Annotated in this window: 16 protein-coding genes and 1 pseudogene; 5 read left to right on the top strand and 12 right to left on the bottom strand. The window is 59.4% G+C overall.

The window, feature by feature from the left end; all coding sequences use genetic code 11:
• Positions 1-175: 175 nt before the first annotated feature.
• The 3 genes and pseudogenes from ACFWHB_RS09805 to nhaB form a co-directional block, all read right to left on the bottom strand.
• Positions 176-247: pseudogene (locus ACFWHB_RS09805) on the bottom strand (disulfide bond formation protein B); the annotation flags it as partial.
• Positions 248-567: 320 nt separating this feature from the next.
• On the bottom strand, positions 568-1,089 hold the full coding sequence (dsbB, locus tag ACFWHB_RS09810) for a disulfide bond formation protein DsbB (protein ID WP_111911820.1): 522 nt from the start codon (positions 1,087-1,089) through the stop codon (positions 568-570).
• An 86-nt stretch (positions 1,090-1,175) separates the two neighbouring features.
• Positions 1,176-2,750: a sodium/proton antiporter NhaB gene (nhaB, locus tag ACFWHB_RS09815; protein WP_395950071.1), complete on the bottom strand. Its 1,575-nt coding sequence runs from the start codon at positions 2,748-2,750 to the stop codon at positions 1,176-1,178.
• Positions 2,751-3,083: 333 nt separating this feature from the next.
• Between nhaB and fadR the strand changes: the two genes are divergently transcribed.
• On the top strand, positions 3,084-3,797 hold the full coding sequence (gene fadR, locus ACFWHB_RS09820; protein ID WP_163137880.1) for a fatty acid metabolism transcriptional regulator FadR: 714 nt from the start codon (positions 3,084-3,086) through the stop codon (positions 3,795-3,797).
• Positions 3,798-3,859: 62 nt separating this feature from the next.
• Here fadR and ACFWHB_RS09825 read toward each other — a convergent pair whose 3' ends face one another.
• The 4 genes from ACFWHB_RS09825 to ACFWHB_RS09840 all read right to left on the bottom strand — a co-directional run bounded on the left by ACFWHB_RS09825 (position 3,860) and on the right by ACFWHB_RS09840 (position 11,094).
• On the bottom strand, positions 3,860-5,380 hold the full coding sequence (locus tag ACFWHB_RS09825; RefSeq protein WP_106886657.1) for a SpoVR family protein: 1,521 nt from the start codon (positions 5,378-5,380) through the stop codon (positions 3,860-3,862).
• Between the two features lie 10 nt (positions 5,381-5,390).
• Positions 5,391-6,662 (bottom strand): YeaH/YhbH family protein, encoded by a 1,272-nt coding sequence (locus ACFWHB_RS09830; RefSeq protein ID WP_106886658.1) that lies wholly within the window; start codon positions 6,660-6,662, stop codon positions 5,391-5,393.
• Positions 6,663-6,686: 24 nt separating this feature from the next.
• The gene (locus tag ACFWHB_RS09835; RefSeq protein ID WP_005327853.1) at positions 6,687-8,609 is read right to left on the bottom strand and encodes a PrkA family serine protein kinase; all 1,923 of its coding nucleotides are present in this window, start codon (positions 8,607-8,609) and stop codon (positions 6,687-6,689) included.
• Positions 8,610-9,171: 562 nt separating this feature from the next.
• A complete protein-coding gene (locus tag ACFWHB_RS09840; RefSeq protein WP_234676735.1) occupies positions 9,172-11,094 on the bottom strand; it encodes a RecQ family ATP-dependent DNA helicase in 1,923 nt (640 codons plus the stop codon).
• 337 nt (positions 11,095-11,431) lie between these two features.
• Here ACFWHB_RS09840 and sstT point away from each other — a divergent pair, with 337 nt between their 5' ends.
• Positions 11,432-12,682 (top strand): serine/threonine transporter SstT, encoded by a 1,251-nt coding sequence (gene sstT / locus ACFWHB_RS09845; RefSeq protein ID WP_106886660.1) that lies wholly within the window; start codon positions 11,432-11,434, stop codon positions 12,680-12,682.
• Positions 12,683-13,437: 755 nt separating this feature from the next.
• Here the strand turns inward: sstT and ACFWHB_RS09850 are convergent.
• The 3 genes from ACFWHB_RS09850 to pabB form a co-directional block, all read right to left on the bottom strand.
• Positions 13,438-14,736 carry an HAAAP family serine/threonine permease gene (locus ACFWHB_RS09850; protein WP_106886661.1) on the bottom strand — a complete coding sequence of 433 codons (1,299 nt, stop codon included), beginning with the start codon at positions 14,734-14,736 and terminating at the stop codon, positions 13,438-13,440.
• A gap of 191 nt (positions 14,737-14,927) precedes the next feature.
• A complete protein-coding gene (locus tag ACFWHB_RS09855) occupies positions 14,928-15,518 on the bottom strand; it encodes a CoA pyrophosphatase (protein WP_290071137.1) in 591 nt (196 codons plus the stop codon).
• Positions 15,519-15,573: 55 nt separating this feature from the next.
• Positions 15,574-16,950 carry an aminodeoxychorismate synthase component I gene (pabB, locus tag ACFWHB_RS09860; protein ID WP_290071102.1) on the bottom strand — a complete coding sequence of 459 codons (1,377 nt, stop codon included), beginning with the start codon at positions 16,948-16,950 and terminating at the stop codon, positions 15,574-15,576.
• A 209-nt stretch (positions 16,951-17,159) separates the two neighbouring features.
• Here pabB and ACFWHB_RS09865 point away from each other — a divergent pair, with 209 nt between their 5' ends.
• Positions 17,160-18,683 (top strand): fumarate hydratase, encoded by a 1,524-nt coding sequence (locus ACFWHB_RS09865; RefSeq protein WP_163147601.1) that lies wholly within the window; start codon positions 17,160-17,162, stop codon positions 18,681-18,683.
• A 157-nt stretch (positions 18,684-18,840) separates the two neighbouring features.
• On the opposite strand, the gene ACFWHB_RS09870 is transcribed toward ACFWHB_RS09865, so the two are convergent.
• Positions 18,841-19,320 (bottom strand): cell division inhibitor, encoded by a 480-nt coding sequence (locus ACFWHB_RS09870; protein WP_205641849.1) that lies wholly within the window; start codon positions 19,318-19,320, stop codon positions 18,841-18,843.
• A gap of 233 nt (positions 19,321-19,553) precedes the next feature.
• On the opposite strand from ACFWHB_RS09870, the gene ACFWHB_RS09875 reads away from it, so the two are divergent.
• Positions 19,554-19,751, top strand: coding sequence for a DUF4250 domain-containing protein (locus tag ACFWHB_RS09875; protein WP_005323525.1), 198 nt, complete (start codon positions 19,554-19,556; stop codon positions 19,749-19,751).
• Between the two features lie 396 nt (positions 19,752-20,147).
• A complete protein-coding gene (locus ACFWHB_RS09880) occupies positions 20,148-22,622 on the top strand; it encodes a glycogen/starch/alpha-glucan phosphorylase (RefSeq protein WP_111911836.1) in 2,475 nt (824 codons plus the stop codon).
• Between the two features lie 64 nt (positions 22,623-22,686).
• On the opposite strand, the gene ACFWHB_RS09885 is transcribed toward ACFWHB_RS09880, so the two are convergent.
• Positions 22,687-23,241 carry a cytochrome b/b6 domain-containing protein gene (locus tag ACFWHB_RS09885; RefSeq protein ID WP_395950192.1) on the bottom strand — a complete coding sequence of 185 codons (555 nt, stop codon included), beginning with the start codon at positions 23,239-23,241 and terminating at the stop codon, positions 22,687-22,689.
• Positions 23,242-23,317: the final 76 nt, after the last annotated feature.

Below are 23,317 nucleotides of genomic sequence, written 5' to 3' on the forward strand. Positions count from 1 at the left end.
GACCAGGTTGCCGATGGCGACCACAGCAAACACCAGCAGGTAGGCGGCGAAGATGGCCACCAGCCAGATGACAGGGGCATGGAGAAACGGGATCGGCTTGGGTAACTGACACCGCTGATTGAAAAGGGAGCCAATGGCTCCCTTTTTGTATGCGTCATATATGGCGGCGTCAGCTTCAGTTGCAGCAGCGGCCCTTGACCAGGTTGCCGATGGCGACCACAGCAAATACCAGCAGGTAGGCGGCGAAGCTGGCCACCAGCCAGATGACAGGGGCATGGATAAACGGGATCGGCTTGGGTGGCTGACACCGCTGATTGAAAAGGGAGCCGATGGCTCCCTTTTTGTATGCGTCATATATGGCGGCGTCAGCTTCAGTTGCAGCAACGGCCCTTGACCAGGTTGCCGATGGCGACCACCGCAAATACCAGCAGGTAGGCGGCGAAGATGGCCACCAGCCAGATGACAGGGGCATGGAGAAACGGGATCGGCTTGGGTAACTGACACCGCTGATTGAAAAGGGAGCCAATAGCTCCCTTTTTATATGCGTCATATATGGCGGCGTCAGCTTCAGTTGCAGCAGCGACCCTTGACCAGGTTGCCGATGGCGACCACAGCAAACACCAGCAGGTAGGCGGCGAAGATGGCCACCAGCCACTGCGGCATGGAGAAACTCAGGAACTGCCAGCTGATCTCGCTGCAATCGCCGTCCGGGAAGAAGAGCCAGGGCACCCACTTGTCGAGGGGAGCCCAGCTTGGGAAATCGACGAAGCCTTCGCACACATTGAAGGGGGAGGGGTTCACCTGGTAATCCACATGCTTGAGTGCCAGTTTCAGGCCCCAGAAGGCGCTGTAGCCCCACAGCAGCATGGCGCTCCAGCGGAGATACCACTTCTCTGGCGCCACCATGCCGAGCAGGCCGGCAGCAAACACCCCCAGGATGGCGATCCGCTCATAGATGCACATCACGCAAGGGTGCAGACCCAGCACATGCTGGAAGAAGAGGGCGCACAGCTCGAAGCAGAGGGCGGACGCGGCCAGCAAGCCCCAGGCCAGACGGTGGCTGGCAATACGGCGAAGAAACTCGATCATCTGATTGATCTCACAGAGAAAAATAGTGGCTGAATTAGAGCAGAGCCCTACTTAAAAAGAAAGGGGCCTAATGGCCCCTAGCCTCATCAGTGTGCCGCCGGAGCCAGGGTCGGCACGGCGCCACCCTGCGTTAGCCAGCCAGCCTGGTAGAACCATTCGGTGGCAGGGGCGAGCAGTTGCTCCACCGCAAAGAAACCCACCAGCCCCAGCACCAGGGTGTAGGGCAGGGCCATCCACACCATGCGGCCATAGGAGAGGCGCAGCAGCGGCGCCAGCGCCGAGGTCAGCATGAACAGGAAGGCCGCCTGGCCATTGGGGGTGGCCACTGACGGCAGGTTGGTCCCGGTGTTGATGGCCACCGCCAGCAGATCGAAATGCTCGCGGCTGATGGCGCCATTGAGCAAGGCGGTCTTCACCTCGTTGATGTAGACGGTGCCGACGAAGACGTTGTCGCTCACCATGGAGAGCAAGCCGTTGGCCAGATAGAAGAGGGCGAGCTGATCCTCGGGTTTGGCGGCCAGCACCCACTGGATCACCGGCTTGAACAGCTGTTGATCGATGATCACCGCGACCACGCTGAAGAAGACGGTGAGCAGGGCGGTGAAGGGCAGCGCCTCATGGAAGGCCTTGCCGAGGGCATGCTCCTCGGTGACGCCGGTGAAGGACGTCGCGAGCACTATGACGGTCAGGCCGATCAGGCCCACCGCCGCCAGATGCAGTGCCAGACCTGTGATGAGCCAGATGGCGATGGCCGCCTGAACCAGCAGCTTGGCCTTCTCTTGCGGGCTGCGCTCGGCATCTTCGTCGCGCTCGTAGGCCTCCATGATGTGACGCACGGGCTCGGGCAACTTGGTGCCATATCCGAACCAGCGGCACTTCTCCACCAGGATGCAGGTGAGCAGACCGCAGAGGAAGACGGGGAGGGTGACCGGGGCCATGCGAATGGCAAATTCACCGAAATGCCAGCCCGCCTGCTCACCAATGATGAGGTTCTGGGGCTCGCCAACCAGGGTGCAAACACCCCCCAGGGCAGTGCCGATGGCGGCATGCATCATCAGGCTGCGCAAAAAGGCGCGGAACTCGTTCAGGTGCTGGCGAGACAGCTCGTCAATGTCCTCGTCATCCTGATGCTGACCCTCGAACTCGTCGCGGGAGGCCACCTTGTGATAGATGGCGTAGAAACCGGTGGCGACGCTGATGACCACGGCGATCACCGTCAGGGCGTCGAGGAAGGCGGACAAGAAGGCCGACACCAGGCAGAAGGCGAGGGAGAGCAGGGTCTTGGAATGGATGCGGACCAGCATCTTGGTGAAGACGTAGAGCAGCAGCTGTTTCATGAAATAGATGCCGGCCACCATGAAGACCAACAACAGCAACACTTCGATATTGGCCACCAGCTCATGCTTGATCTGGTTCGCCGAGGTCATGCCGATGAGCACGGCTTCGATGGCCAGCAGGCCGCCGGGTTGCAGCGGGTAGCACTTGAGCGCCATGGCCAGGGTGAAGATGAACTCGACCACCAGCAACCAGCCAGCCAGGAAGGGATCAATGTGGAAGACGATCGGATTGATCAGCAGGAATATGACGATGGCAATTTTGTACCACCGAGGGGCATTACCCAAAAAATTCTTTGCAAAAGCGCGCCCTAGGCTGATTGGCATAATGATGGTTCTCTGTTCTGTTGTTGGTATCTGCGTCTATGCAGTCGAGCCCGACTCGACCCGAACATCCGGATATTCACCTTTATCAAATTGATTGCACATGATTTTAATCAAGGGAGCGCTAACTATAAATAACGCCGCTGTGCTTGCCCAGCGGCGAGGCGTCGATATCACCATCATTTGGTGTTGCTTGGCTCCGGCTATGTCGTTGTATACATATTTTTAACAAAAAGTTCGGGTTAATGTGAGCAGAGGACTGACCTTCTGCTTGCCAGCATGACCGGCTTTGCTATTATTCGTGAGCCTTTTTACGCACTACAACAGAGTCACCACATGGTCATAAAAGCGCAAAGCCCTGCCGGGTTTGCCGAGGAATACATCATCGAGTCCATCTGGAACAATCGCTTTCCTCCAGGATCCATTCTGCCGGCGGAGCGCGAACTGTCCGAGCTGATTGGCGTGACTCGCACTACCTTGCGCGAAGTGCTGCAGCGCCTTGCCCGCGATGGCTGGCTCACCATCCAGCATGGCAAACCGACCAAGGTCAACAACTTCTGGGAGACCTCGGGTCTCAACATCCTGGAGACCCTGGCACGGCTCGATCAGGACAAGGTGCCGGATCTGGTGGCTCAGCTGCTGTCGGCGCGCACCAACATCTGCACCATCTTCATCCGTGGCGCCATTCGCAACAACCCGGAGCAAGCGGCCGAGATCTTGCGTGGTGCCGATGCGGTTGATAATTCCCCGGAGGCGTACGCCGAGTTCGACTATCGCCTGCACCATCAGCTTTCATTTGCTTCCGGCAACCCCATCTATGCCTTGATCCTCAATGGCTTCAAAGGGTTGTACAGCCGCGTCGGGCGTTATTACTTCTCCGACAAGCAGGCGCGCGAGACGGCGGATGCCTACTACAAGACGCTGCTGGGCTTGGCAGAGACCAAGAATCACGAGGCCGTGTTCATGACGGTGCGTCAGTACGGCATCGAGTCAGGCAAGCTGTGGACTCGTCTTCGCCAGGATATGCCGAGCAACCTGTGCGATAACTGATCCTTTGCTTCCAAGAAAAAACGCGCCAAATGGCGCGTTTTTTTATGCTCCTCGCCTGCCCATCAGGTCAGGCTCTTGCGATCCGGGCAACGCCCTATGATGTCCGCGGTTAGCTCGCCGTTATCCTGCTCCAGCACCACATCGAATCCCCACAGCTGGTGCAGATGCTTGAGCACCTCGTGGCGCGACTCGCCGAGGGGGATCCGGTTGTGGGGGACATAACGCAGGGTGAGGGAGCGATCCCCCTTCACCGCCACGTTGTAGACCTGAATGTTGGGCTCCAGATTGCTTAGGTTGTATTGGGCCGACAGGGTGTTGCGCACCAGCCGGTAACCCTCCTCGTTGTGGATGGCGGAGACCTTGAGGTAGTTCTTCAGATCGTCGTCATCGATGGCAAACAGCTTCATGTCGCGCATCACCTTGGGGCTGAGGAACTGGCTGATGAAGCTCTCGTCCTTGAAGTTCTGCATGGCGAAGTGCAGGGTGTCGACCCAGTTGGTGCCGGCGTAATCGGGGAACCAGTATCTGTCCTCCTCTGTGGGGTGCTCGCAGATGCGGCGCAGGTCGGTGAACATGGCAAAACCGAGGGCATAGGGGTTGATGCCCGAGTAGTAGCGGCTGTTGTAGGGGGGCTGGTACACCACGTTGGTGTGGCTGTGCAGCACCTCTATCATGAAGCGATCGCTGATCTTCCCCTCGTCATACAGGTGATTGAGGATGGTGTAGTGCCAGAAGGTGGCCCAGCCCTCGTTCATCACCTGGGTCTGTTTCTGCGGATAGAAGTACTGGCTGATCTTGCGCACTATGCGCACCACCTCCCGCTGCCAGGGCTCCAGCAATGGGGCGTTTTTCTCGATGAAGTAGAGGATGTTCTCCTGAGGCTCGGGCGGATAGCGTCTGTCCTCGATACCGGCTGCCTTATGCTGCTTGGGCAGGGTGCGCCACAGCTCGTTGACCTGGGTCTGCAGGTAATCTTCCCGCGCCTTCTGGCGCCGCTTCTCCTCTGCCAGGGAGATCTTCTGGGGCCGCTTGTAGCGATCCACCCCGTAGTTCATCAGGGCATGGCAGGAGTCGAGCAGCCGCTCCACGGCATCGATCCCGTGTTTCTCCTCGCATTCGGTGATGTAGTTCTTGGCAAACAGCAGGTAGTCGATGATGGAGGAGGCATCGGTCCAGGCCTTGAACAGGTAGTTATTCTTGAAAAAGGAGTTGTGACCATAGCAGGCGTGGGCCATCACCAGAGCCTGCATCGGCATGGTGTTCTCTTCCATCAGGTAGGCGATGCAGGGATCCGAGTTGATGACGATCTCATAGGCCAAGCCCATCTGGCCGCGCTTGTAGTTGCGTTCGGTGTGGATGAAACGCTTGCCGAATGACCAGTGCTGGTAGCCGATGGGCATGCCCACACTGGAGTAGGCATCCATCATCTGCTCGGCGGTGATCACCTCGATCTGGTTGGGATAGGTATCCAGCCGATAAAACTTGGCAACCCGGGCTATCTCCTGGTGATAGGTCTCCAGCAGATCGAAGTTCCAGTCAGGCCCATCGTCCAGCGGCGCTATTTTTCTCGCGGTTTCTACCATATGTGATCCCTCAAGCCGCTTGCTTCTTGAACAACTCCCGGAACACCGGATAGATGTCCTCTACCTTGCGAATGTGCTCCATCGCGAAGTGGGGGTAGTGGTCGGCCACCGACTCGTATTCGTGCCACAGGGTCTGGTGAGCGCGGGTGGTGATCTCTATGTAGGAGTAGTAGCGCACCCGCGGCATGATGTCGCGCATCAGTATCTCCCGGCACTGGGGCGAGTCATCCGCCCAGTTGTCCCCATCTGACGCCTGCGCCGCATAGATGTTCCACTGGTTGGCAGGGTAACGCTCGTTGATGATGTCGTTCATCATCTTGAGGGCGCTGGAGACTATGGTGCCGCCGGTCTCCTGGGAGTAGAAGAACTCGTGTTCGTCAACCTCCTTGGCCTGGGTGTGGTGGCGAATGTAGACCACCTCGACGTTTTTGTAGGTCCGGCTCAGGAACAGATAGAGCAGGATGTAGAAACGCTTGGCCATCTCCTTGGTGGCTTGATCCATGGAGCCGGAGACATCCATCAGGCAGAACATTACTGCCTGACTGGAGGGCACAGGCCGTTTGACGAAGTTATTGAACTTGAGATCGAAGGTGTCGATGAAGGGCACCGCCTCGATCCGTCGTTTCAGCTCCCTGATCTCTTTTTCGAGCTGTGCCATCTCGGCAAAATGTTCGTTGGGATCGAGAGCCAGCAGGGCCAGCCGCTCCTCCAGCTCACGCACCTGGCGCTTCTTGCCCGCCTGCAGCGCCATGCGACGCGCCAGCGAGTTTTGCAGCGAGCGCACCACGTTGATGTTGGCAGGCACTCCGTTGGAGGTGTAGCCCGCGCGGTAGGTTTTCATCTCCATCAGCTGGTTGAGCTGGGTCTTCTGCAGCCGTGGCAGCTCCAGATCCTCAAACAGCAGGTCCAGGTACTCGTCTTTCGAGATCTGGAACACGAAGTCGTCCGCGCCCTCTCCCTGATCAGAAGCCTGTCCCTCGCCCCCGCCCTGACCGCTGCCCCCTCCCTTGGGTCTGTCAATCTTGTCACCGGAGACGAACTGATCGTTGCCCGGGTGCACCATCTCCCGTTTGCCGCCTTGGCCTTGATGGAAATGGGGCTCACCGATGTCCTTGGTCGGGATGCTGATGCTCTCGCCCTTGTCTACGTCCTGAATGCTGCGCTTGGAGACAGCATCCGAGACCGCTTGTTTGATCTGCTTCTTGTAGCGGCGGATGAAGCGCTGCCGATTGACAGCGCTTTTGTTTTTGCCGTTGAGCCTGCGGTCGATAAAATGCGCCATAACTCCCCCTTGAACACGGCAGGGTCAGGATGACTTGCGTACCCTGAGATACCATTCGGAGAGCAGGCGTACCTGTTTGCGGGTGTAGCCCTTCTCCATCATCCGTTCGACAAAGTTATCGTGCTTCTTCTGCTCCTCGGCCGAGGTTTTGCTGTTGAAGGAGATAACCGGCAGCAGCTCTTCCGTGTTGGAGAACATCTTCTTCTCGATCACGGTGCGCAGCTTCTCGTAACTGGTCCAGTTGGGGTTACGGCCTGCATTGTTGGCCCGTGCACGGAGCACGAAGTTGACGATCTCGTTGCGAAAATCTTTCGGGTTGCTGATCCCGGCCGGTTTTTCAATCTTCTCCAGCTCGCTGTTGAGCGATGCCCGGTCAAACAGCTGGCCGGTCTCGGGGTCACGGTACTCCTGATCCTGGATCCAGAAGTCGGCGTAGGTGACGTAGCGATCGAAGATGTTCTGTCCGTACTCTGAATACGACTCGAGGTAGGCGGTCTGGATCTCCTTGCCGATAAATTCCACGTAGCGCGGAGTCAGATAGCCCTTGATGAACTCAAGGTAGCGATCGTGCAGCTCCTGCGGGAACTGCTCGCGCTCTATCTGCTGCTCCAGCACATAGAAGAGGTGCACCGGGTTGGCCGCCACTTCCGCATGGTCGAAGTTGAAGACGCGGGAGAGGATCTTGAACGCAAAGCGGGTGGAGAGGCCGTTCATGCCCTCGTCGACGCCAGCGTAGTCGCGATACTCCTGATAGCTCTTGGCCTTGGGATCCGTGTCCTTGAGGCTCTCGCCGTCATAGACTCGCATCTTGGAGTAGAGGCTGGAGTTTTCCGGCTCCTTGAGTCGTGACAATACGGAGAACTGGCCCAGCAACTCCAGGGTACCCGGGGCGCACTTGGCCTCGGTCAGCTCGCTGTTGAACAGCAGCTTCTCGTAGATCTTCACCTCTTCCGAGACACGCAGGCAGTAGGGCACCTTGACGATGTAAACCCGGTCGAGGAAGGCCTCGTTGTTCTTGTTGTTACGGAACTGCTGCCACTCGGATTCGTTGGAGTGGGCCAGCAGGATGCCGTCGAAGGGGAGGGCGGAGAGCCCCTCGGTGCCGTTGTAGTTTCCTTCCTGGGTCGCGGTCAGCAAGGGGTGCAACACCTTGATGGGCGCCTTGAACATCTCCACGAACTCCATCATCCCCTGGTTCGCCTTGCACAGCGCACCTGAATAGGAGTAGGCATCGGCATCATCTTGGGCATAGTGCTCCAGCATGCGGATGTCGACCTTGCCCACCAGGGAGGAGATGTCCTGGTTGTTGTCATCGCCGGGTTCTGTCTTGGCGATGGCGATCTGATCCAGGATGGAGGGGTTGACCTTCTCCACCTTGAACTTGGTGATGTCACCGCCAAACTCGTGCAGCCGCTTGGCCGCCCAGGGAGACATGATGGGCCTCAGGTAGCGGCGCGGTATGCCGTACTCTTTTTCCAGGATCTCGCCGTCCTCTTCGATGTCGAACAGGCAGAAGGGGTGGTCGTTGACCGGCGATCCCTTGATGCGATAGATGGGCACTTTTTGCATCAGGGACTTGAGTTTCTCGGCCAGCGAGGATTTGCCGCCGCCAACGGGACCCAGCAGGTAGAGGATCTGTTTCTTCTCTTCCAGTCCCTGGGCGGAGTGCTTGAGGTAGGAGACGATCTGCTCGATCGCCTCTTCCATGCCATAGAAGTCTTTGAAAGCGGGATAGCGTGCAACGACGCGGTTGGAAAAGAGGCGGCTGAGGCGCGGATTGACGGAGGTGTCGATCATTTCCGGTTCGCCGATGGCAACCAGCAGTCGTTCGGCGGCGGAGGCGTAGCAGGATTTGTCCTGTTTGCACATATCCAGAAACTCCTGGATGCTGTACTCCTCCTCTCTGGCCTTCTCATACCGCTGTTGATAGTGCTCGAAGATGCCCATAACTTAGCCCTCGTTATAGTCGCTTACCCTGAAAAAGAGTGGATCACTACTTTTGTTCTGTTTACCTCTTAAGCCTAGTCAACAGCCCCCAGTAATCCATCGCCATCATTGGTTTAAGTTTGTACGGGAGCTTCCCGATCCTCATGCGGGAAGAGGCAGCCAATGACATCTCTATGTTACTGACTGTTAAATTATTTTTGCCACGACAGTGATGCAAATGTCAAAGACATAAAAAATAAATGTTTGTGTGGCAGGGGCAGAAAATGATGGCTCCCCGGTTTGTGGAATTGAAGTGCAGGCGGGGCAAGGGCGGCAGGGGAGAAGAGGTGAAATATGGTGACTCTTACGTTAACGTAATGCCTGTTGTTTGGTGTCAAAGCTCTAATTTTTACATTGACGCTACATTCTGGCTGCTCTAGATTGGCCCTGTGTCGAGCAGTCATCGCTTTAGCAAGAGAGTGGGTGATTGTGCAGATACTAAGCTCTGTTTAAGCACGTTTCCGTTGGCTTGACCCTCGCATCCGCGAGGGTCTTATTTTTTCAGCGTCCGGCAAGCTGGTGATCAAGAGTCGGCAGGATAGATCGCCGACACCGCCGCCAGCACCTCGGCGAAGGGATGGGAGGCCAACTGGCCAAAACCGGCCAGGTTTCTCGCCTTGGTCCGGGTGGTCAGGGGGGTGGCGATACCACACAGGAAGCGGGTCAGGATCCGGGGATGGCGCTGGTGACACAGGGCAATCAGAGGATCGCACCAGGCGCGCAAGCCGTGCTCGTTGGGCAAGCCCTGAGGCGGCAACGGCGGCAGCACGGCTATCTCCCCCCGGCAGACGGAGCAGTGCCCGCACTGCTCGGGCGCCTCTTCATCGGCAAAATAGCGGGCCAGCTCATGGCTCAGGCAGCGGCTCGAAGTAAAGAACCCCAGCAGGGCCTGCAGGCGGGCCAGTTCGCTCTGCTCTTTCTTTTCAAACAGTCCATGCAGCTCTTCGGCCAGTGCCGTCGGGTCGATATGCTGGCGCACGACTCGATACACCTCCGTCATCTGTTTGCTCTCCAGCTCGATCCAGCCCTGCTGCTGCAGATAGTCCAGCGCCGCCGCGGCTCTTTGCCGTTCCCCCTGATAGCCCTGCCACAGCGCATCGAAGTCCATGGTGCACCAGCTGCGCGCCTGGGGCGCACAGGCAAACAGCTGCTCCAGGAACTGGCGACGATCGGGGTTGAAGCGGGCCAGGATCTCCCGCTTTTCCAGCACGAACTTGAAGCGGTACTCGGCAAAGTAGCTGTAGGCCGGGGCAATGATCCCCGCCATCTCCAGATAGACCAGCAGTGTCTTGAGGGGGAGCTGGCGAATGTTGGTCTCGTTGGAGAGGCGCAGCAGACCAAATTCCCACTCGGCCCCGCTCTGTTGCAGGATCTGGAGCAAGCTCAGGATGGCGTCCCTGTCCGGGGTATCCCCATAGACGAAGTTTTCCAGCACAGGCAACTGGGCGCGGCTCGCCAGCACCATGCAGCGGGAGGGGAGGCCATCACGTCCGGCGCGGCCTATCTCCTGGCTGTAGTTCTCGATGGATTTGGGCAGATCGTAGTGAATGACCCGGCGGATATCGGCCTTGTCGATGCCCATGCCAAAGGCGATGGTGGCGACGATGCAATCGAGCCGGCCGGCCATGAAGTCGTGCTGGATCTGGCTGCGCAGGGCGGGATCCAGCCCCGCATGATAGGCACAGGCGCGGATGCCGATGGCCTGCAGCTGATCGGCACACTGCTGCGCGCTGTGCTGCAGGGTGACGTAGACGATGGTGGGGGCCGCGGGATCGCGGCGCAACTCGTCACGCAGCCAGCCATCGCGGGCACTGCCAGCCAGCGGAATGACGGCGAGATCCAGATTGGGGCGATAGAAACCTGTCACCACCAGATCATCGGCCTCGATGGCAAACTTGGCCTGCATGTCTGCCATGACCGCCGGAGTGGCGGTGGCGGTGAGCAGCAGTACCTGGGGAATGGCCAGATCGCGGCGATGGTCCGGCAGCTTCAGATAGTCGGGCCGAAAGTTGTGGCCCCATTCAGAGATGCAGTGCGCCTCGTCCACCACCAGCAGGGAGAGCGGCACCTGGGCGATGAAGCGGCGAAAGCGCTCGTTCTTGAGGCGCTCCACCGAGATCATCAGGATCTTGAGCTGGCCGTCACTGGCTTGCTGCATCACCCGGCGGCTCTCCTCGGGGGTCTGGCTGGAGTCCAGAGTCGCGGCGGCAATCCCCTTGCTCTGCAAGAAGGCGAGCTGATCGTGCATCAGCGCCAGCAGGGGGGAGATGACCAGGGTCAGATGGGGCAGTGCCAGCGCGGGCAATTGATAGCAGAGGGACTTGCCTGCGCCGGTCGGGAAGATGGCCGCCGCACTCTTGCCGGCCAGCAGGCGGCTGATCACCGCTTCCTGGCCGGGTCGCAGCCGATCGAAGCCGAAGTGTCGGGTCAATAAAGAGGTGATCATGGCAACAGGCTCCAGTGCAAAGTGAGCGGCATGATACCACTGTCGCCCCCACATCGGCCGATGATCGGACTGGTTTGGTGACAATTCGACCGTGGTTGATATTGTGTTATCACATTGTTGTAGATTTTTTGTGAGGTAACCCTGATATTTTTCAGTGATTATGTGGAAAAAAACGGTGGCAGATGGGATATTCCTTGTCCGCAACACCACGCGTACTGGACAGATCCAGAAGAAGGTTTGCCAACGGCACCACCGTCCACAGGCCGGTGTCAATGCGCGCGGCAGGTTGCCAACAGGACTAATGATTCACGCACCATGAGTGCACAGGGACTATTTGATGACACAACAACACCCCCTCATAAAACTGGTCAACAGCACCAGTCTGGTTAGCCAGATCCTGGTCGGTCTGGTATTCGGTATCCTCCTTGCCATGTTCATGCCTGAATGGGCCAAGGCGGCGGGTCTGCTTGGCAGCCTGTTCGTCGGTGCCCTGAAGGCGGTCGCCCCGCTGCTGGTGTTCGTGCTGGTGATGTCGGCGATCATTGGTCACAAGCAGGGGCAGAAGACCAACATGAAGCCGATCTTGCTGCTCTATGTGCTGGGGACCTTCCTGGCCGCCGTGGTGGCCGTGATGGCGAGCTTCCTGTTCCCCTCCAACCTGCATCTGGTGGCCAGCAGCGCCGAGATCACCCCGCCGGGCGGCATCACCGAGGTACTGCAGACCCTGCTGTTCAACGTGGTGACCAACCCGGTGAAGGCGCTGCTGGATGCCAACTACATAGGTATCCTGGCCTGGGCCATTGGCCTTGGCATCGCCATGCGTCACGCGGGTGACAGCACCAAGGCGCTGATCACCGACCTGTCCCACGGGGTTTCCAGCATCGTCAGAGCGGTGATCCGCTGTGCGCCGCTCGGCATCCTGGGTCTGGTGGCATCCACTCTGGCCGAGACAGGTTTCGATGCCCTGTTTGGCTATGCCCAGCTGCTGGTGGTGCTGATCGGCTGCATGCTGTTCATCGCCTTCGTGGTCAACCCGCTCATCGTGTTCTGGAAGATCAAGCGCAACCCCTATCCGCTGGTGCTGACCTGCCTGAAAGAGAGTGGCGTGACCGCCTTCTTCACCCGCAGCTCCGCCGCCAACATTCCGGTCAACATGGCGCTGGCCGAGAAGCTGCGTCTGCCGGAAGACACCTACGCTGTCTCCATTCCGTTGGGTGCCACCATCAACATGGCAGGTGCCGCCATTACCATCACTGTGCTCTCCATGGCAGCGGTGCATACCCTGGGGATGGAAGTGGATCTGGCTACCGCCATTCTGCTCTCCGTGGTCGCCACCATCAGCGCCTGTGGCGCCTCCGGCGTGGCCGGCGGTTCCCTGCTGCTGATCCCGCTGGCGTGCAGCCTGTTTGGCATCAGCAACGACATCGCCATGCAGGTCGTCGCCGTGGGCTTCATCATAGGGGTGCTGCAGGATTCCGCCGAGACGGCCCTCAACAGCTCCACCGATGTACTGTTCACCGCGGCCGCTTGCATGGCCGAGGATGAGAGCCTGCTGGACGCCGCCCCGGTCCCCAGCCGCGAAGCCTGATCCCCTTAGCTTTTCCCTAAACGCTGGCGCCCTCTTCGGAGGGCGCTTTTTATTGCCTGCGATCTCATGTCAGCGACGCTTGCCCTTCCTTAATCCAATCTGCCTGTTGTCGCTGTTGGCCTCTTGTCCATGGGAGGACCCAGCGCCTGCTGGTGAGGGCGGTCGCGCTTATCCCCTCTGGCAAGAAGGGCCGGGAGTTATAGGCTCAGGCGCTGATGGGCAGTCAACCGCTGCGTCGTCATAGCGGCAAAGCACCAAGGCTCGTCAGTGCGCATGGGCGCAAGATTGGCGCATCAGGGCTCTCGTTCTGTGTCGCCGCATCGGATCGTGGGCGAGCGACGACATCCCGTGTTTCGGGTGCAAACCCAGGTCCCTGAGGGGTGGCCCTGGTGGCACCATGCTGGCGCGGCATCGCATCCATCTCCGTGCACTGGAACCCGGCAAAGGGCTGGCGAAGGTCAGAAGGGAAAGTGGGCGGGGATATGGGTCACTCGACAGCGAGGGGGGGCTGACGCTATCCCTGCTTTTCGCCCAAGGGTGGGGGGTGAGGAGAGGGGCAGATTGCACGGGCGGCAACGCAGCGGGGGAAACGATTGGGGTAGGGCGCTTGATATGGAAGATGGCCTTGATCCTGGCCTTTGCAGGGGCCCCGGGGCAGAGCAATGAAAACAGCCCGGCACGCTGAGCCTGCCGGGCTGTGGGTCTCTGGTCGGGTCAGCCGGCGATCCGGTTGACCCTGGCTATCGGGGACGGGGTTAGCCGACCAGCTGATAGAGGATGGCAGAGATGGCGATGAGGCCCATGGTTGCCACGAACACATTGCTGATCTGGCCCTGGTATTTCGCCATGGCCGGGACGCGCTTGATGGCGTACATCGGCATCAGGAACAGTATGGTGGCGATGATGGGGCCACCCAGGGATTCGATCATGCCGAGGATGGAGGGGTTGATCACGGCCACACTCCACAGGGTCAGAATGAAGAAGGCGATGATGAACAGCTCAATCTTCTTGTGGTTCGGCTCTTTGCCGGAGGAGCGCATCTGCTGCATCACCATGCCCTTCAGACCTTCACGGGCACCCAGGTAGTGACCGAAGAAGGAGGAGACGATGGCGACGAAGGCAACCAGCGGGCCGAAGTAGGAGATGAAGGGGCTCGCATGCTGGTTGGCCAGGTAGGAGAGCACTGCAATGTTCTGGGACTTGGCTTCTGCCAGCTGGGCCGGAGTCAGGCTCATCACGCAGGAGAAGACGAAGAACATCACGAAGCCCAGCAGTACGATGGCGGTGCGCTTCAAGATGGCGTCGGACTTGGCGACGGCGTTGTCACCGTGGTCACGGCGCTGGGCCAGGGCGAAGCTGGAGATGGCCGGGCTGTGGTTGAAGGAGAACACCAGCACAGGGATGGTCAGCCACAGGGTGGTGGCGAAATCCTTGGCGGAAGGCACCTGGGCAAGGGCGGCACCTGTCCAGTCCGGGATCAGGTAGAGGGAGATGCCCGCCAGGATGGCGATGAGCGGGTACACCAGGAACTCGGTGACCTTCAGCATCAGCTTCTCACCGGCCAGCATGACCGACATCATGGCCATGATCAGCACTATGGAGAGGATCCAGCGCGGTGGCGCCGTCATCTGCAGCTGGTTGACCAGGAAGCTCTCGACGGTATTGGTGATGCCCACGCCGTAGATCAGCACTATGGGGTAGATTGCGAAGAAGTAGAGCAGGGTGATTAATTTGCCGGCGCCCACGCCGAAATGCTCTTCCACCACTTCGGTGATATCTGCATTTGGCTTCTTGGAAGAGAGCACGAAGCGCGCCAGGCCACGGTGGGCCAGGTAAGTCATGGGGCCGACCAGCAGCGCCATCACCACCAGTGGCCAGAAGCCACCCATGCCGGCGTTGATGGGCAGGAACAGGATGCCGGCGCCGACGGCGGTGCCGAACAGGCTGATAACCCAGGTGGTGTCTTGTTTGCTCCAACCGCGTGATTGGACCGAGCGGATCCCTTGCTCCTGTGCGGCTGCAACGTCCTGTGCGCCAGTGACAGTATTGGACATGTGTCTCACCCCGAATGTGTGGTTTTAATTAGTCGGCGCAAGAATACTTTTTTTTTAATCAAAAATGTTGATCAGATTCACCTTTATGAGGCTGAAACCCGCACTTTCTTATAGAAATGTGATCAAAAGAATAAATAATCAAAATTTATTTATCATATGCGGTGTTAGTTGAATGTTAAATGGATAATCTTTCACCTCGCCAGGTTATCAATATGTTGTCCTGACAGGTGCTGGGCCAGCTGGCGGATCATGCTGGCGGTGGCCCCCCAGATGAAGGAGTGTTGCCAGGGGATCCAGTAGATGGTGTGGCGCTTGCCCGCCCTTGGGAGGGTCAGGGCTATGTGATGGGCCGGATCCAGCACATGGCTGAGGGGCACCTCGAAGGCCTGCTCCACCTCATCGGGGCTGAGGGCAAGCCGATAGTCGGGGTCTATCATGGCCAGCACCGGCAGGACGTCATACAGGGAGATGGTGTTGAGGGGGGTGAGGCTGCCGATGACCCGGATCTGGGCGGCGGGGATCCCCAACTCCTCGTGGGTCTCGCGCAGGGCCGTGTGGATCAGGCTCTCATCTTCCGGATCCTGGCGCCCGCCGGGGAAGCTTATCTGTCCCGGGTGATGGCGCAGGGTGGGGCTGCGGCGGGTCAGCAACAGGTGCAGCCCCCGGGGGCGCTCCACCAGGGGGATCAGCACAGCCGCCGGTTTGAGCCCCGCCAGCATCAGGCGATGGGCGGGGGCGGGGCGCTGCAACAGGAAGCGGGTCAGCAGCTCGGCGCGGTTCATCTCGATATCCATCTCGGTCCTGGTCTCCTTGGGGCGGGCGAGGGCAGTCACAGGCTCATTGGCGCAGGGCATCCAGCAGCGGCAGGATGCGGGCCACCTTGTCGTAGGTCTCCTGATATTCGGCGTCCGGGTCTGAGTCGGCGATGATGCCCCCTCCCGCCCAGCAATGGAGCCGGCCGGCCTCGGCTATCAGGGTGCGAATGCAGATGCTGGTGTCCATCCGGCCGTGCTGGCTCAGGTAGCCGATGCTGCCGCAATAGGCGTTGCGCCGCACCGGCTCCAGCTCCTCGATGATCTCCATCGCCCGGATCTTGGGGGCCCCCGTGATGGAGCCGCCAGGGAAACAGGCCCGCAGCAGATCCACCCCCTGCCAGCGCGCATCCAGCTCACCGTGAATGGTGGAGACAAGGTGATGCACGGCGGGGAAGGACTCCACCGCAAACAGGCTAGGCACGCTGACGGAGCCCGGGCGGCTGACCCGGCCTATGTCGTTGCGTAGCAGATCCACGATCATCAGGTTCTCCGATCTGTCCTTGTCGGCACTGGCGAGCGACTCGGCCACTTGTTTATCAATAGCGGGGTCCGGATGACGGGGCCGGGTGCCCTTGATGGGCTTGGTCTCGATGTGGCGGCCATCGAGCAGCAGGAAGCGCTCGGGGGAGAGGCTCAAAATGGCGCTCTGGGGCAGCCGGACAAAGGCCGAGAAGGGGGCCTTGTTGGCGGCACTGAGGGCGAGATAGGCGGACCACTCGTCCCCGCCATAGGGGGCGCTGAAGCGCTGGGTCAGGTTGATTTGATAGCAATCCCCCGCCGCCAGATAGGCCTGGATGCGGGAGAACTTCTCGCCGTACTCGGCCCGGCTCATGTTGCTCTGCCACTCTCCCTGCAAGGCGAAGGGGGCGCCGGCCTGCGGGATTTGCGCCGCCAGCCACTGCAGGCGTCTGGCGAGTCCGGCTTCATCTCCCCAGTGCACCAGCTGCCAGCGACCGGTTGCGACCTCCCGCAGCAGTGCCCAGTCGTAGATCCCCACCGCCATGTCGGGTACCTGGATGTCCGCCCTGGCCTGAGTGGGCAGACGCTCGAATCGCCGTCCCAGATCGTAGCCAAAGAGTCCCAGGGCGCCCCCGATGAAGGGCAGATCATGTTCATCCTGCACCAGCTCCCCCAGCAGGGCCTGCTGGGTGCGGGCGAGCAGGGTGAGGGGATCTTCTTCATGCAGGGTCTGGCTGCCTGCGTGGCGCAGACAGGTGCTGGCGCCCCGGGTCTCCAGGGTGGCGAGCGGATCGGCGCTGATGATGTCAAAGCGGTTGTCGGCGCCCGTTGGGCCTGCCGATTCCAGCAAGATGGCCCAGGCCTGGTGTTGCAAGCGGGCAAACAGGGCATGAAGCGATGCTTGCGGGTCGAAATGGTGGATATGCAGTCTTGGTTTCATTTTTTGTTACACAGGCAACAGTTTGCACCCAGCTCCCTAGCCGGTTCGGGTGCTCAAGCGTATCATGGCCGCCGGCATTTTTAAGAAAAACACCGTTATAAAAACACGCCGTAGTCGCCGGCTCTGTGCGCATTCGCCGCCTGCCGAAGGCCCGGCTCATATGGAAGCCCTTGCTCGCGCAAGCGACGACAAGGACCAGTGAGGATGATATGAGCATCATTAGAAAACAGGACTTTATCGATTCCATTGCTGACGCCCTGCAGTACATCTCTTTCTACCACCCCCTCGATTTTGTCCATGCCGCCAAGGCTGCCTATGACCGCGAGATCAACCCGGCCGCCAAGGATGCCCTGGCCCAGATCCTGATCAACTCCCGCATGTCTGCCGAAGGGCATCGCCCTCTGTGCCAGGACACCGGCATAGTCACCTGCTTCGTCAAGATCGGCATGCAGGTGCAGTGGGACAGCGACATGACGGTCCAGGAGATGGTGGATGAGGGCACCCGCCGTGCCTACACCAACCCGGACAACCCGCTGCGTGCCAGCGTGCTGGCGGATCCGGCCGGCAGTCGCAAGAACACCAAGGACAATGCCCCTGCCGTGGTGCACATCGACATGATCCCGGGGGACAAGGTGGAAGTGAGCATTGCGGCCAAAGGCGGCGGCTCCGAGAACAAGTCCAAAATGGTGATGCTCAACCCCTCCGACGACGTGGTCGAATGGGTGCTCAAAACCGTGCCGACCATGGGCGCCGGCTGGTGCCCGCCTGGCATGCTGGGGATCGGCATCGGCGGCACCGCCGAGAAGGCGGCCGTGCTCGCGAAGGAAGCCCTGATGGAGCACATCGACATTCAGGAGCTGATCGCCCGGGGTCCAGAGACCACAGAAGAGAAGCTGCGGGTCGAGCTCTATGACAAGGTCAACCGGCTGGGGATTGGTGCCCAGGGGCTGGGCGGCCTTACCACAGTGCTGGATGTGAAGGTCAAGTCCGCCCCGACCCATGCCGCCTCCAAGCCGGTGGTGATGATCCCCAACTGCGCCGCGACTCGCCACGTTCACTTCGAGCTCGATGGCTCTGGCCCCGCCGAATTGACCCCGCCGAAGCTGGAAGACTGGCCACAGATCACCCGTGAAGCGGGCGGCAACGTGCGCCGGGTCAACGTCGACGGCATCACCAAGGCCGAACTCGCCAGCTGGAAGAGCGGTGATACAGTGCTGCTGTCCGGCAAGATCCTCACCGGCCGTGACGCTGCCCACAAGCGCATTGCCGACATGCTGAAAAATGGCGAAGGCTTGCCGGAAGGGGTCGACTTCACCAACCGCTTCATCTACTACGTCGGCCCGGTCGATGCGGTGCGTGACGAAGTGGTCGGCCCGGCCGGCCCCACCACCTCCACCCGGATGGACAAGTTCACCGACATGATGCTGGGGGAAACCGGCCTCATCGGCATGATAGGCAAGTCCGAGCGGGGTCCGAAAACCGTCGAGAGCATCAAGCAGCACCAGGCCGTCTATCTGATGGCCGTGGGGGGCGCCGCCTACCTGGTGGCCAAGGCCATCAAGAAGGCCCGTGTGGTGGCCTTCGCCGATCTGGGGATGGAAGCCATCTATGAGTTCGAGGTGGAAGACATGCCGGTGACAGTGGCGGTGGACTCCCAGGGCAACAATATCCATGAAACCGGCCCGGCCTACTGGTCTGCCAAAATCGCCGAGCTGGATACCAGGCTCGCCTGATCCGGTGCAAGCCCCTGGCGGGGGCCGGGCAGATAGCAGCCCATCACACAGGCCATATGACAGAAGGCGACCCTAGGGTCGCCTTTCTCGTCTTGGTTACCGCCAGACTGACGCGCGGGGGCGGGGAGCCCTGCCAGCTGGCGCGGGTCGGCGTGTATTAATGGTTCAGGTAGACGTCCTGCCCACCGTAACAGAGGGGGCCACCTTGGGAGGGAGTGGGCTCGAAGAAGCGGGTCAGGACCCCGGCACGCTGTCCCAGGGTGCTGAGGCGGCTGCGATCCAGGGCAACCCGTTCCGGCAGCCAGGTCAAGACGGCGGCACAATGGCCGTTGGCCAGGCTCTGCTCCAGCAGACGTTGCCAGTTCTTGATCTTGGGGCCGTGGACCACCAGTACCCGGGCGGGGTTGATCCCCTGTGCCTGCAGTTGCTTGGCCACGGGCAGCCCTGGCGGGGCTATGAGCAAAATCCAGCCGCTGTCGCTTTGGCTCAATCTTCCCAGCGCATCCAGCAGCGGGGCTTCATGGAGATCCATGGCCAGTCGATGCTCATGCTCCGCCTTGCCCTGATGGCGGGTGGGCCAGGTGGTGATAACACCGGCAGAAGAGGAGAGTGGGCGATGACTCAGGGGCTGGCTCATATGTGTGTCCTGTATGAATAACCATGCTGTATGTGTATACAGTAGTTCTATCTCATGCCAGTGACAAGGCGTTTGTGATTAAAAATGTGAGCCGACTAACAGGTTTTTTTATTAACTATTTGAATTTAAATAATATTTATATTGATGGTGGGGCGGGTGTTTTTTAACCTGTAGACAAAGCGCGGGTCGGCGCTCATGGTTATACAGTATGTATGGCAAGAGGAGGGACCAAGATGGATGTGAGCACCTTGCAACGGCTGGACGCCAATATTCTGCTCGGGATCATCAACGAGAAGCTGCGGCTGGAGTGCGATGGTCTGGAAGAGTTGCTGGCTTACTACGACATGACGGAGGATCAGCTGGCCACCCGTCTGCAGCAGATTGGTTATCACTACGACCCCATGAGTAACCAGTTCAAGGCCCATGGTTAATTCAGCTCAGGAAGCTGCCCCAATTGGGGCAGCTTCCTTTTATTGCCGCGTTGATACACCAAGCATTGAAAGCGATTTCATCGCCGGCCGAGTTGACGCTTATTTTCACGTATTTTCAGCCGCTGGCAATCATTGAAAACCTATTCATGAATCCATCTTTTTTAATTTCATTCAATATTTTGATTTTTAAGGTTATTTTTATTTTTTTCAGGCGGGATATAGGAAAGGGTTTTCATGGTGAAACTGTCATTTTTATACGTTAAAGTGTGACTCACGTTAACTTTTAAACCCCCGGCTTTAGCTAGTATGCCCACGCCGGAACATATTCTGAGATAACAACAGCGCCGGTCCCTCAAGGGGATAACATTTTTTATTTGTAACGAAGGAAAATGGTTTATGGCTACCAAGAAGAAGACAGACCAGGATCTCCAACTGGATAAAGATCAGCTCAAGGCGAGTATCGTGCGTCACCTGCGTTCTACCTTGGGTACAAGCGAACAGAAAGCCTCTCCCGAAGCATGGTGGAAAGCGACCGCTGCCGCCGTCAACGAACAGGTGTACGAGCGCCTGACCCGTACTCAGCAGACTCACTTCAAGAAAGATACTCGTGCGATTCACTATCTCTCTGCTGAATTCCTGATGGGGCGTTTGACCTCCAACAACCTGCACAACCTCTCCCTGTACAAGATTTGCGAAGAGGCCCTGGGTGAACTCGGTCTGGAACTGACCGATCTGTGCGAACAAGAGCCGGACATGGCCCTTGGCAACGGCGGCCTGGGTCGTCTGGCCGCCTGCTTCATTGACTCCCTGGCCACCCTGAACTACCCGGCGGTGGGCTACGGCATCCATTACGAGCACGGTCTGTTCCGTCAGGAGATCCAGGATGGCCGCCAGATCGAGCGCCCGGACTCCTGGCGTGAATATGGCAACCCCTGGGAGATCTGCCGCCCCGAGTCGGTGCAGGAGATCCCGCTCTACGGTTATGTGGAGACAGTGTTTGGTGACAAGGGCGGCCTGAAGAAGGTGTGGCACGCCGGTCGCAAGATCAAAGGGGTGCCTTGGGACATCCCTGTGGTGGGCTTTGGCGGTCACACCGTCAACATACTGCGGCTGTGGGAATCCCGCGCCTCCGAGTTCTTTGACTGGGACGTGTTCAACGCCGGTGGTTACATCGACTCCCAGGCCGAGAAGGCCCAGGCCGAGACCATCTCCAAGGTGCTCTACCCGAACGACGAGACAGATGCAGGCAAAGAGCTGCGCCTGATCCAGCAGTACTTCTTCTGTGCCTGCTCCATCAAGGACATCATGCGCCGCTACAAGCGGGTGCATGGTGCGGACTTCCGCAACTTTGCCGCGCAAATTGCCATTCAGCTCAACGATACCCACCCGACAGTGGCCATCCCCGAGCTGATGCGAGTGCTGGTGGACGAGGAAGACCTGCACTGGGATGCGGCCTGGGCCATCTGCTACCAGGTCTTCTCCTACACCAACCACACCCTGCTGCCGGAAGCGCTGGAGAAGTGGTCCGTCAGCCTGTTCGAGAAGGTGCTGCCCCGTCATCTCGAGATCATCTACGAGATCAACGCCCGCTTCCTGAACGAGCTGGTGGAGCCCAAGTGGCCGGGCAACGATGCCATCAAGGCCAAGCTCTCCATCATCGAAGAAGGGGACGTGCGCAAGGTGCGCATGGGCAACCTGTGCGTCATCGGCTCCTCCAAGGTGAACGGCGTGGCCGAGATCCACTCCAAGCTGGTGAAAGAGGATCTCTTCCCCGAGTATGCCGAGCTGTGGCCAGAGAAGATGTGCAACGTCACCAACGGCGTGACCCCCCGTCGCTGGCTGCTGGCCTGCAACCCCGAGCTTGCCGCCCTCTACAACGAGGTGGTGGGCAAGGAGTGGCCGCTGCAGCTCGACAAGCTGCGCAGCGTGACCAAGTTTGCCGACGACAAGGCGTTCCAGCAGCAGTTCATGACCATCAAGCGTCACAACAAGGAGAAGCTGGTCAAGGTCATCAAGGCCGAAACCGGCATCGATGTCTCGGCCGAGGCGATCTTCGACGTCCAGATCAAGCGTCTGCACGAGTACAAGCGTCAGCAGTTGAACCTCATCCACATCATGGCGCTCTACCGTCGTCTGCTGGCGAACCCGGACTATGACATGCATCCGCGCGTGTTCATCTTCGGCTCCAAGGCGGCGCCCGGTTACAAGCTGGCCAAGGACATCATCTACGCCATCAACAAACTGGCGGAGCGGGTCAACAACGACGCCCGCATCCAGGGCAAGCTGAAAGTGGTGTTCATGCCGAACTACCGCGTGAGCCTGGCCGAGAAGCTGATCCCGGCGGCGGATGTCTCCGAGCAGATCTCCACCGCAGGCTACGAGGCCTCAGGGACAGGCAACATGAAGATGGCACTGAACGGCGCCATCACCATAGGTACCCTGGATGGTGCCAACATCGAGATCGCGGAAGAGGCAGGAGCCGAGAACTGCGCCATCTTCGGTCTGAACGTGGATGAGGTGAAGTCCCTGAAGGCGCGCGGTTACAACCCGTACGACTTCTACTATGCCAACTCCGAGCTCAAGGCGGTGCTGGACTGGTTCGACACCGACTACTTCACGCCGGGTCGCCCGGGAGAGCTCGCCTCCATCAAGCGCTCCTTGCTGGAAGGGGGGGACCCTTACCTGACCCTGGCCGATTTTGCCTCCTACTCCGAAGCGCACAAGCTGATCGATACTTGGTATCGGGATCCGGCGCTGTGGGCGAAGAAGGCCATCATCAACTCGGCCACCATGGGCAAGTTCAACTCCGACCGCTCCATCCAGGACTACGTGGATCGGATCTGGAAATTGAAGAGCTGCAACGTCGGCTGACCACACCCAGTATGAAAAAACCCCGCATCGCGGGGTTTTTTTATCTCCTCTGGTCGAGAAGGCCTCAGCGCTTGTCGACGATCTCGGTGCCGGCCGGCACGCGCTTCCTGCCGGTGATCATGGCCCTGATGAGATCGCCCCGGGTCAGGCGATCGAGGACGATGACCGCCAGCACATGGATCAAGATGGCGATCTGCAGCGCCTTGGCAAAGAACTCGTGCAGCTCCTCCATGAGATCCTCATTAAACAGCTGCTCGTACCCCGTCATGATCCCGGTGACGGCTGTCCCCACCAGACAGGTCAACAGCAGCAGTATCATCAAGGCACCCAGCGGATTGTGGCCGGCATGATAGGGGTGCTTGCCCTGCCAGCTGGCCTGCAGGTAGCGGCCCAGACGGGCCGGGGTCGGAAACCACTGGGCAAACCTGGCGTAGTCTGAGCCGGCAAATCCCCACAGGATGCGTAGCACCAGCAATCCGGCCAGGGCGTATCCGACATAGCGGTGATTGCGTCTGCCCTCATCCAGGATGAACAGGTTGAGCACGCACAGCAGGACGGTTGCCCAGTGAAACACCCTGATCAGGGGATCCCACACCCTGATGGCCTTGCCGCTTTCCATCGCTTTCTCCATGATTTTTTTCCTCTCGTTGTGATCCATACCGGCTTTCCATACGCCTGTTGCCGGAGCGCCGTTG

Source organism: Aeromonas mytilicola subsp. aquatica, from assembly GCF_044336385.1.
Lineage (GTDB): Bacteria > Pseudomonadota > Gammaproteobacteria > Enterobacterales > Aeromonadaceae > Aeromonas > Aeromonas rivipollensis.

Coding starts and splice junctions, on each gene's coding strand:
- dsbB (WP_111911820.1), bottom strand. CDS start 1,089: ATGATCGAGTTTCTTCGCCGTATTGCCAGCCACCGTCTGGCCTGGGGC.
- nhaB (WP_395950071.1), bottom strand. CDS start 2,750: ATGCCAATCAGCCTAGGGCGCGCTTTTGCAAAGAATTTTTTGGGTAAT.
- fadR (WP_163137880.1), top strand. CDS start 3,084: ATGGTCATAAAAGCGCAAAGCCCTGCCGGGTTTGCCGAGGAATACATC.
- ACFWHB_RS09825 (WP_106886657.1), bottom strand. CDS start 5,380: ATGGTAGAAACCGCGAGAAAAATAGCGCCGCTGGACGATGGGCCTGAC.
- ACFWHB_RS09830 (WP_106886658.1), bottom strand. CDS start 6,662: ATGGCGCATTTTATCGACCGCAGGCTCAACGGCAAAAACAAAAGCGCT.
- ACFWHB_RS09835 (WP_005327853.1), bottom strand. CDS start 8,609: ATGGGCATCTTCGAGCACTATCAACAGCGGTATGAGAAGGCCAGAGAG.
- ACFWHB_RS09840 (WP_234676735.1), bottom strand. CDS start 11,094: ATGATCACCTCTTTATTGACCCGACACTTCGGCTTCGATCGGCTGCGA.
- sstT (WP_106886660.1), top strand. CDS start 11,432: ATGACACAACAACACCCCCTCATAAAACTGGTCAACAGCACCAGTCTG.
- ACFWHB_RS09850 (WP_106886661.1), bottom strand. CDS start 14,736: ATGTCCAATACTGTCACTGGCGCACAGGACGTTGCAGCCGCACAGGAG.
- ACFWHB_RS09855 (WP_290071137.1), bottom strand. CDS start 15,518: ATGAACCGCGCCGAGCTGCTGACCCGCTTCCTGTTGCAGCGCCCCGCC.
- pabB (WP_290071102.1), bottom strand. CDS start 16,950: ATGAAACCAAGACTGCATATCCACCATTTCGACCCGCAAGCATCGCTT.
- ACFWHB_RS09865 (WP_163147601.1), top strand. CDS start 17,160: ATGAGCATCATTAGAAAACAGGACTTTATCGATTCCATTGCTGACGCC.
- ACFWHB_RS09870 (WP_205641849.1), bottom strand. CDS start 19,320: ATGAGCCAGCCCCTGAGTCATCGCCCACTCTCCTCTTCTGCCGGTGTT.
- ACFWHB_RS09875 (WP_005323525.1), top strand. CDS start 19,554: ATGGATGTGAGCACCTTGCAACGGCTGGACGCCAATATTCTGCTCGGG.
- ACFWHB_RS09880 (WP_111911836.1), top strand. CDS start 20,148: ATGGCTACCAAGAAGAAGACAGACCAGGATCTCCAACTGGATAAAGAT.
- ACFWHB_RS09885 (WP_395950192.1), bottom strand. CDS start 23,241: ATGGAAAGCGGCAAGGCCATCAGGGTGTGGGATCCCCTGATCAGGGTG.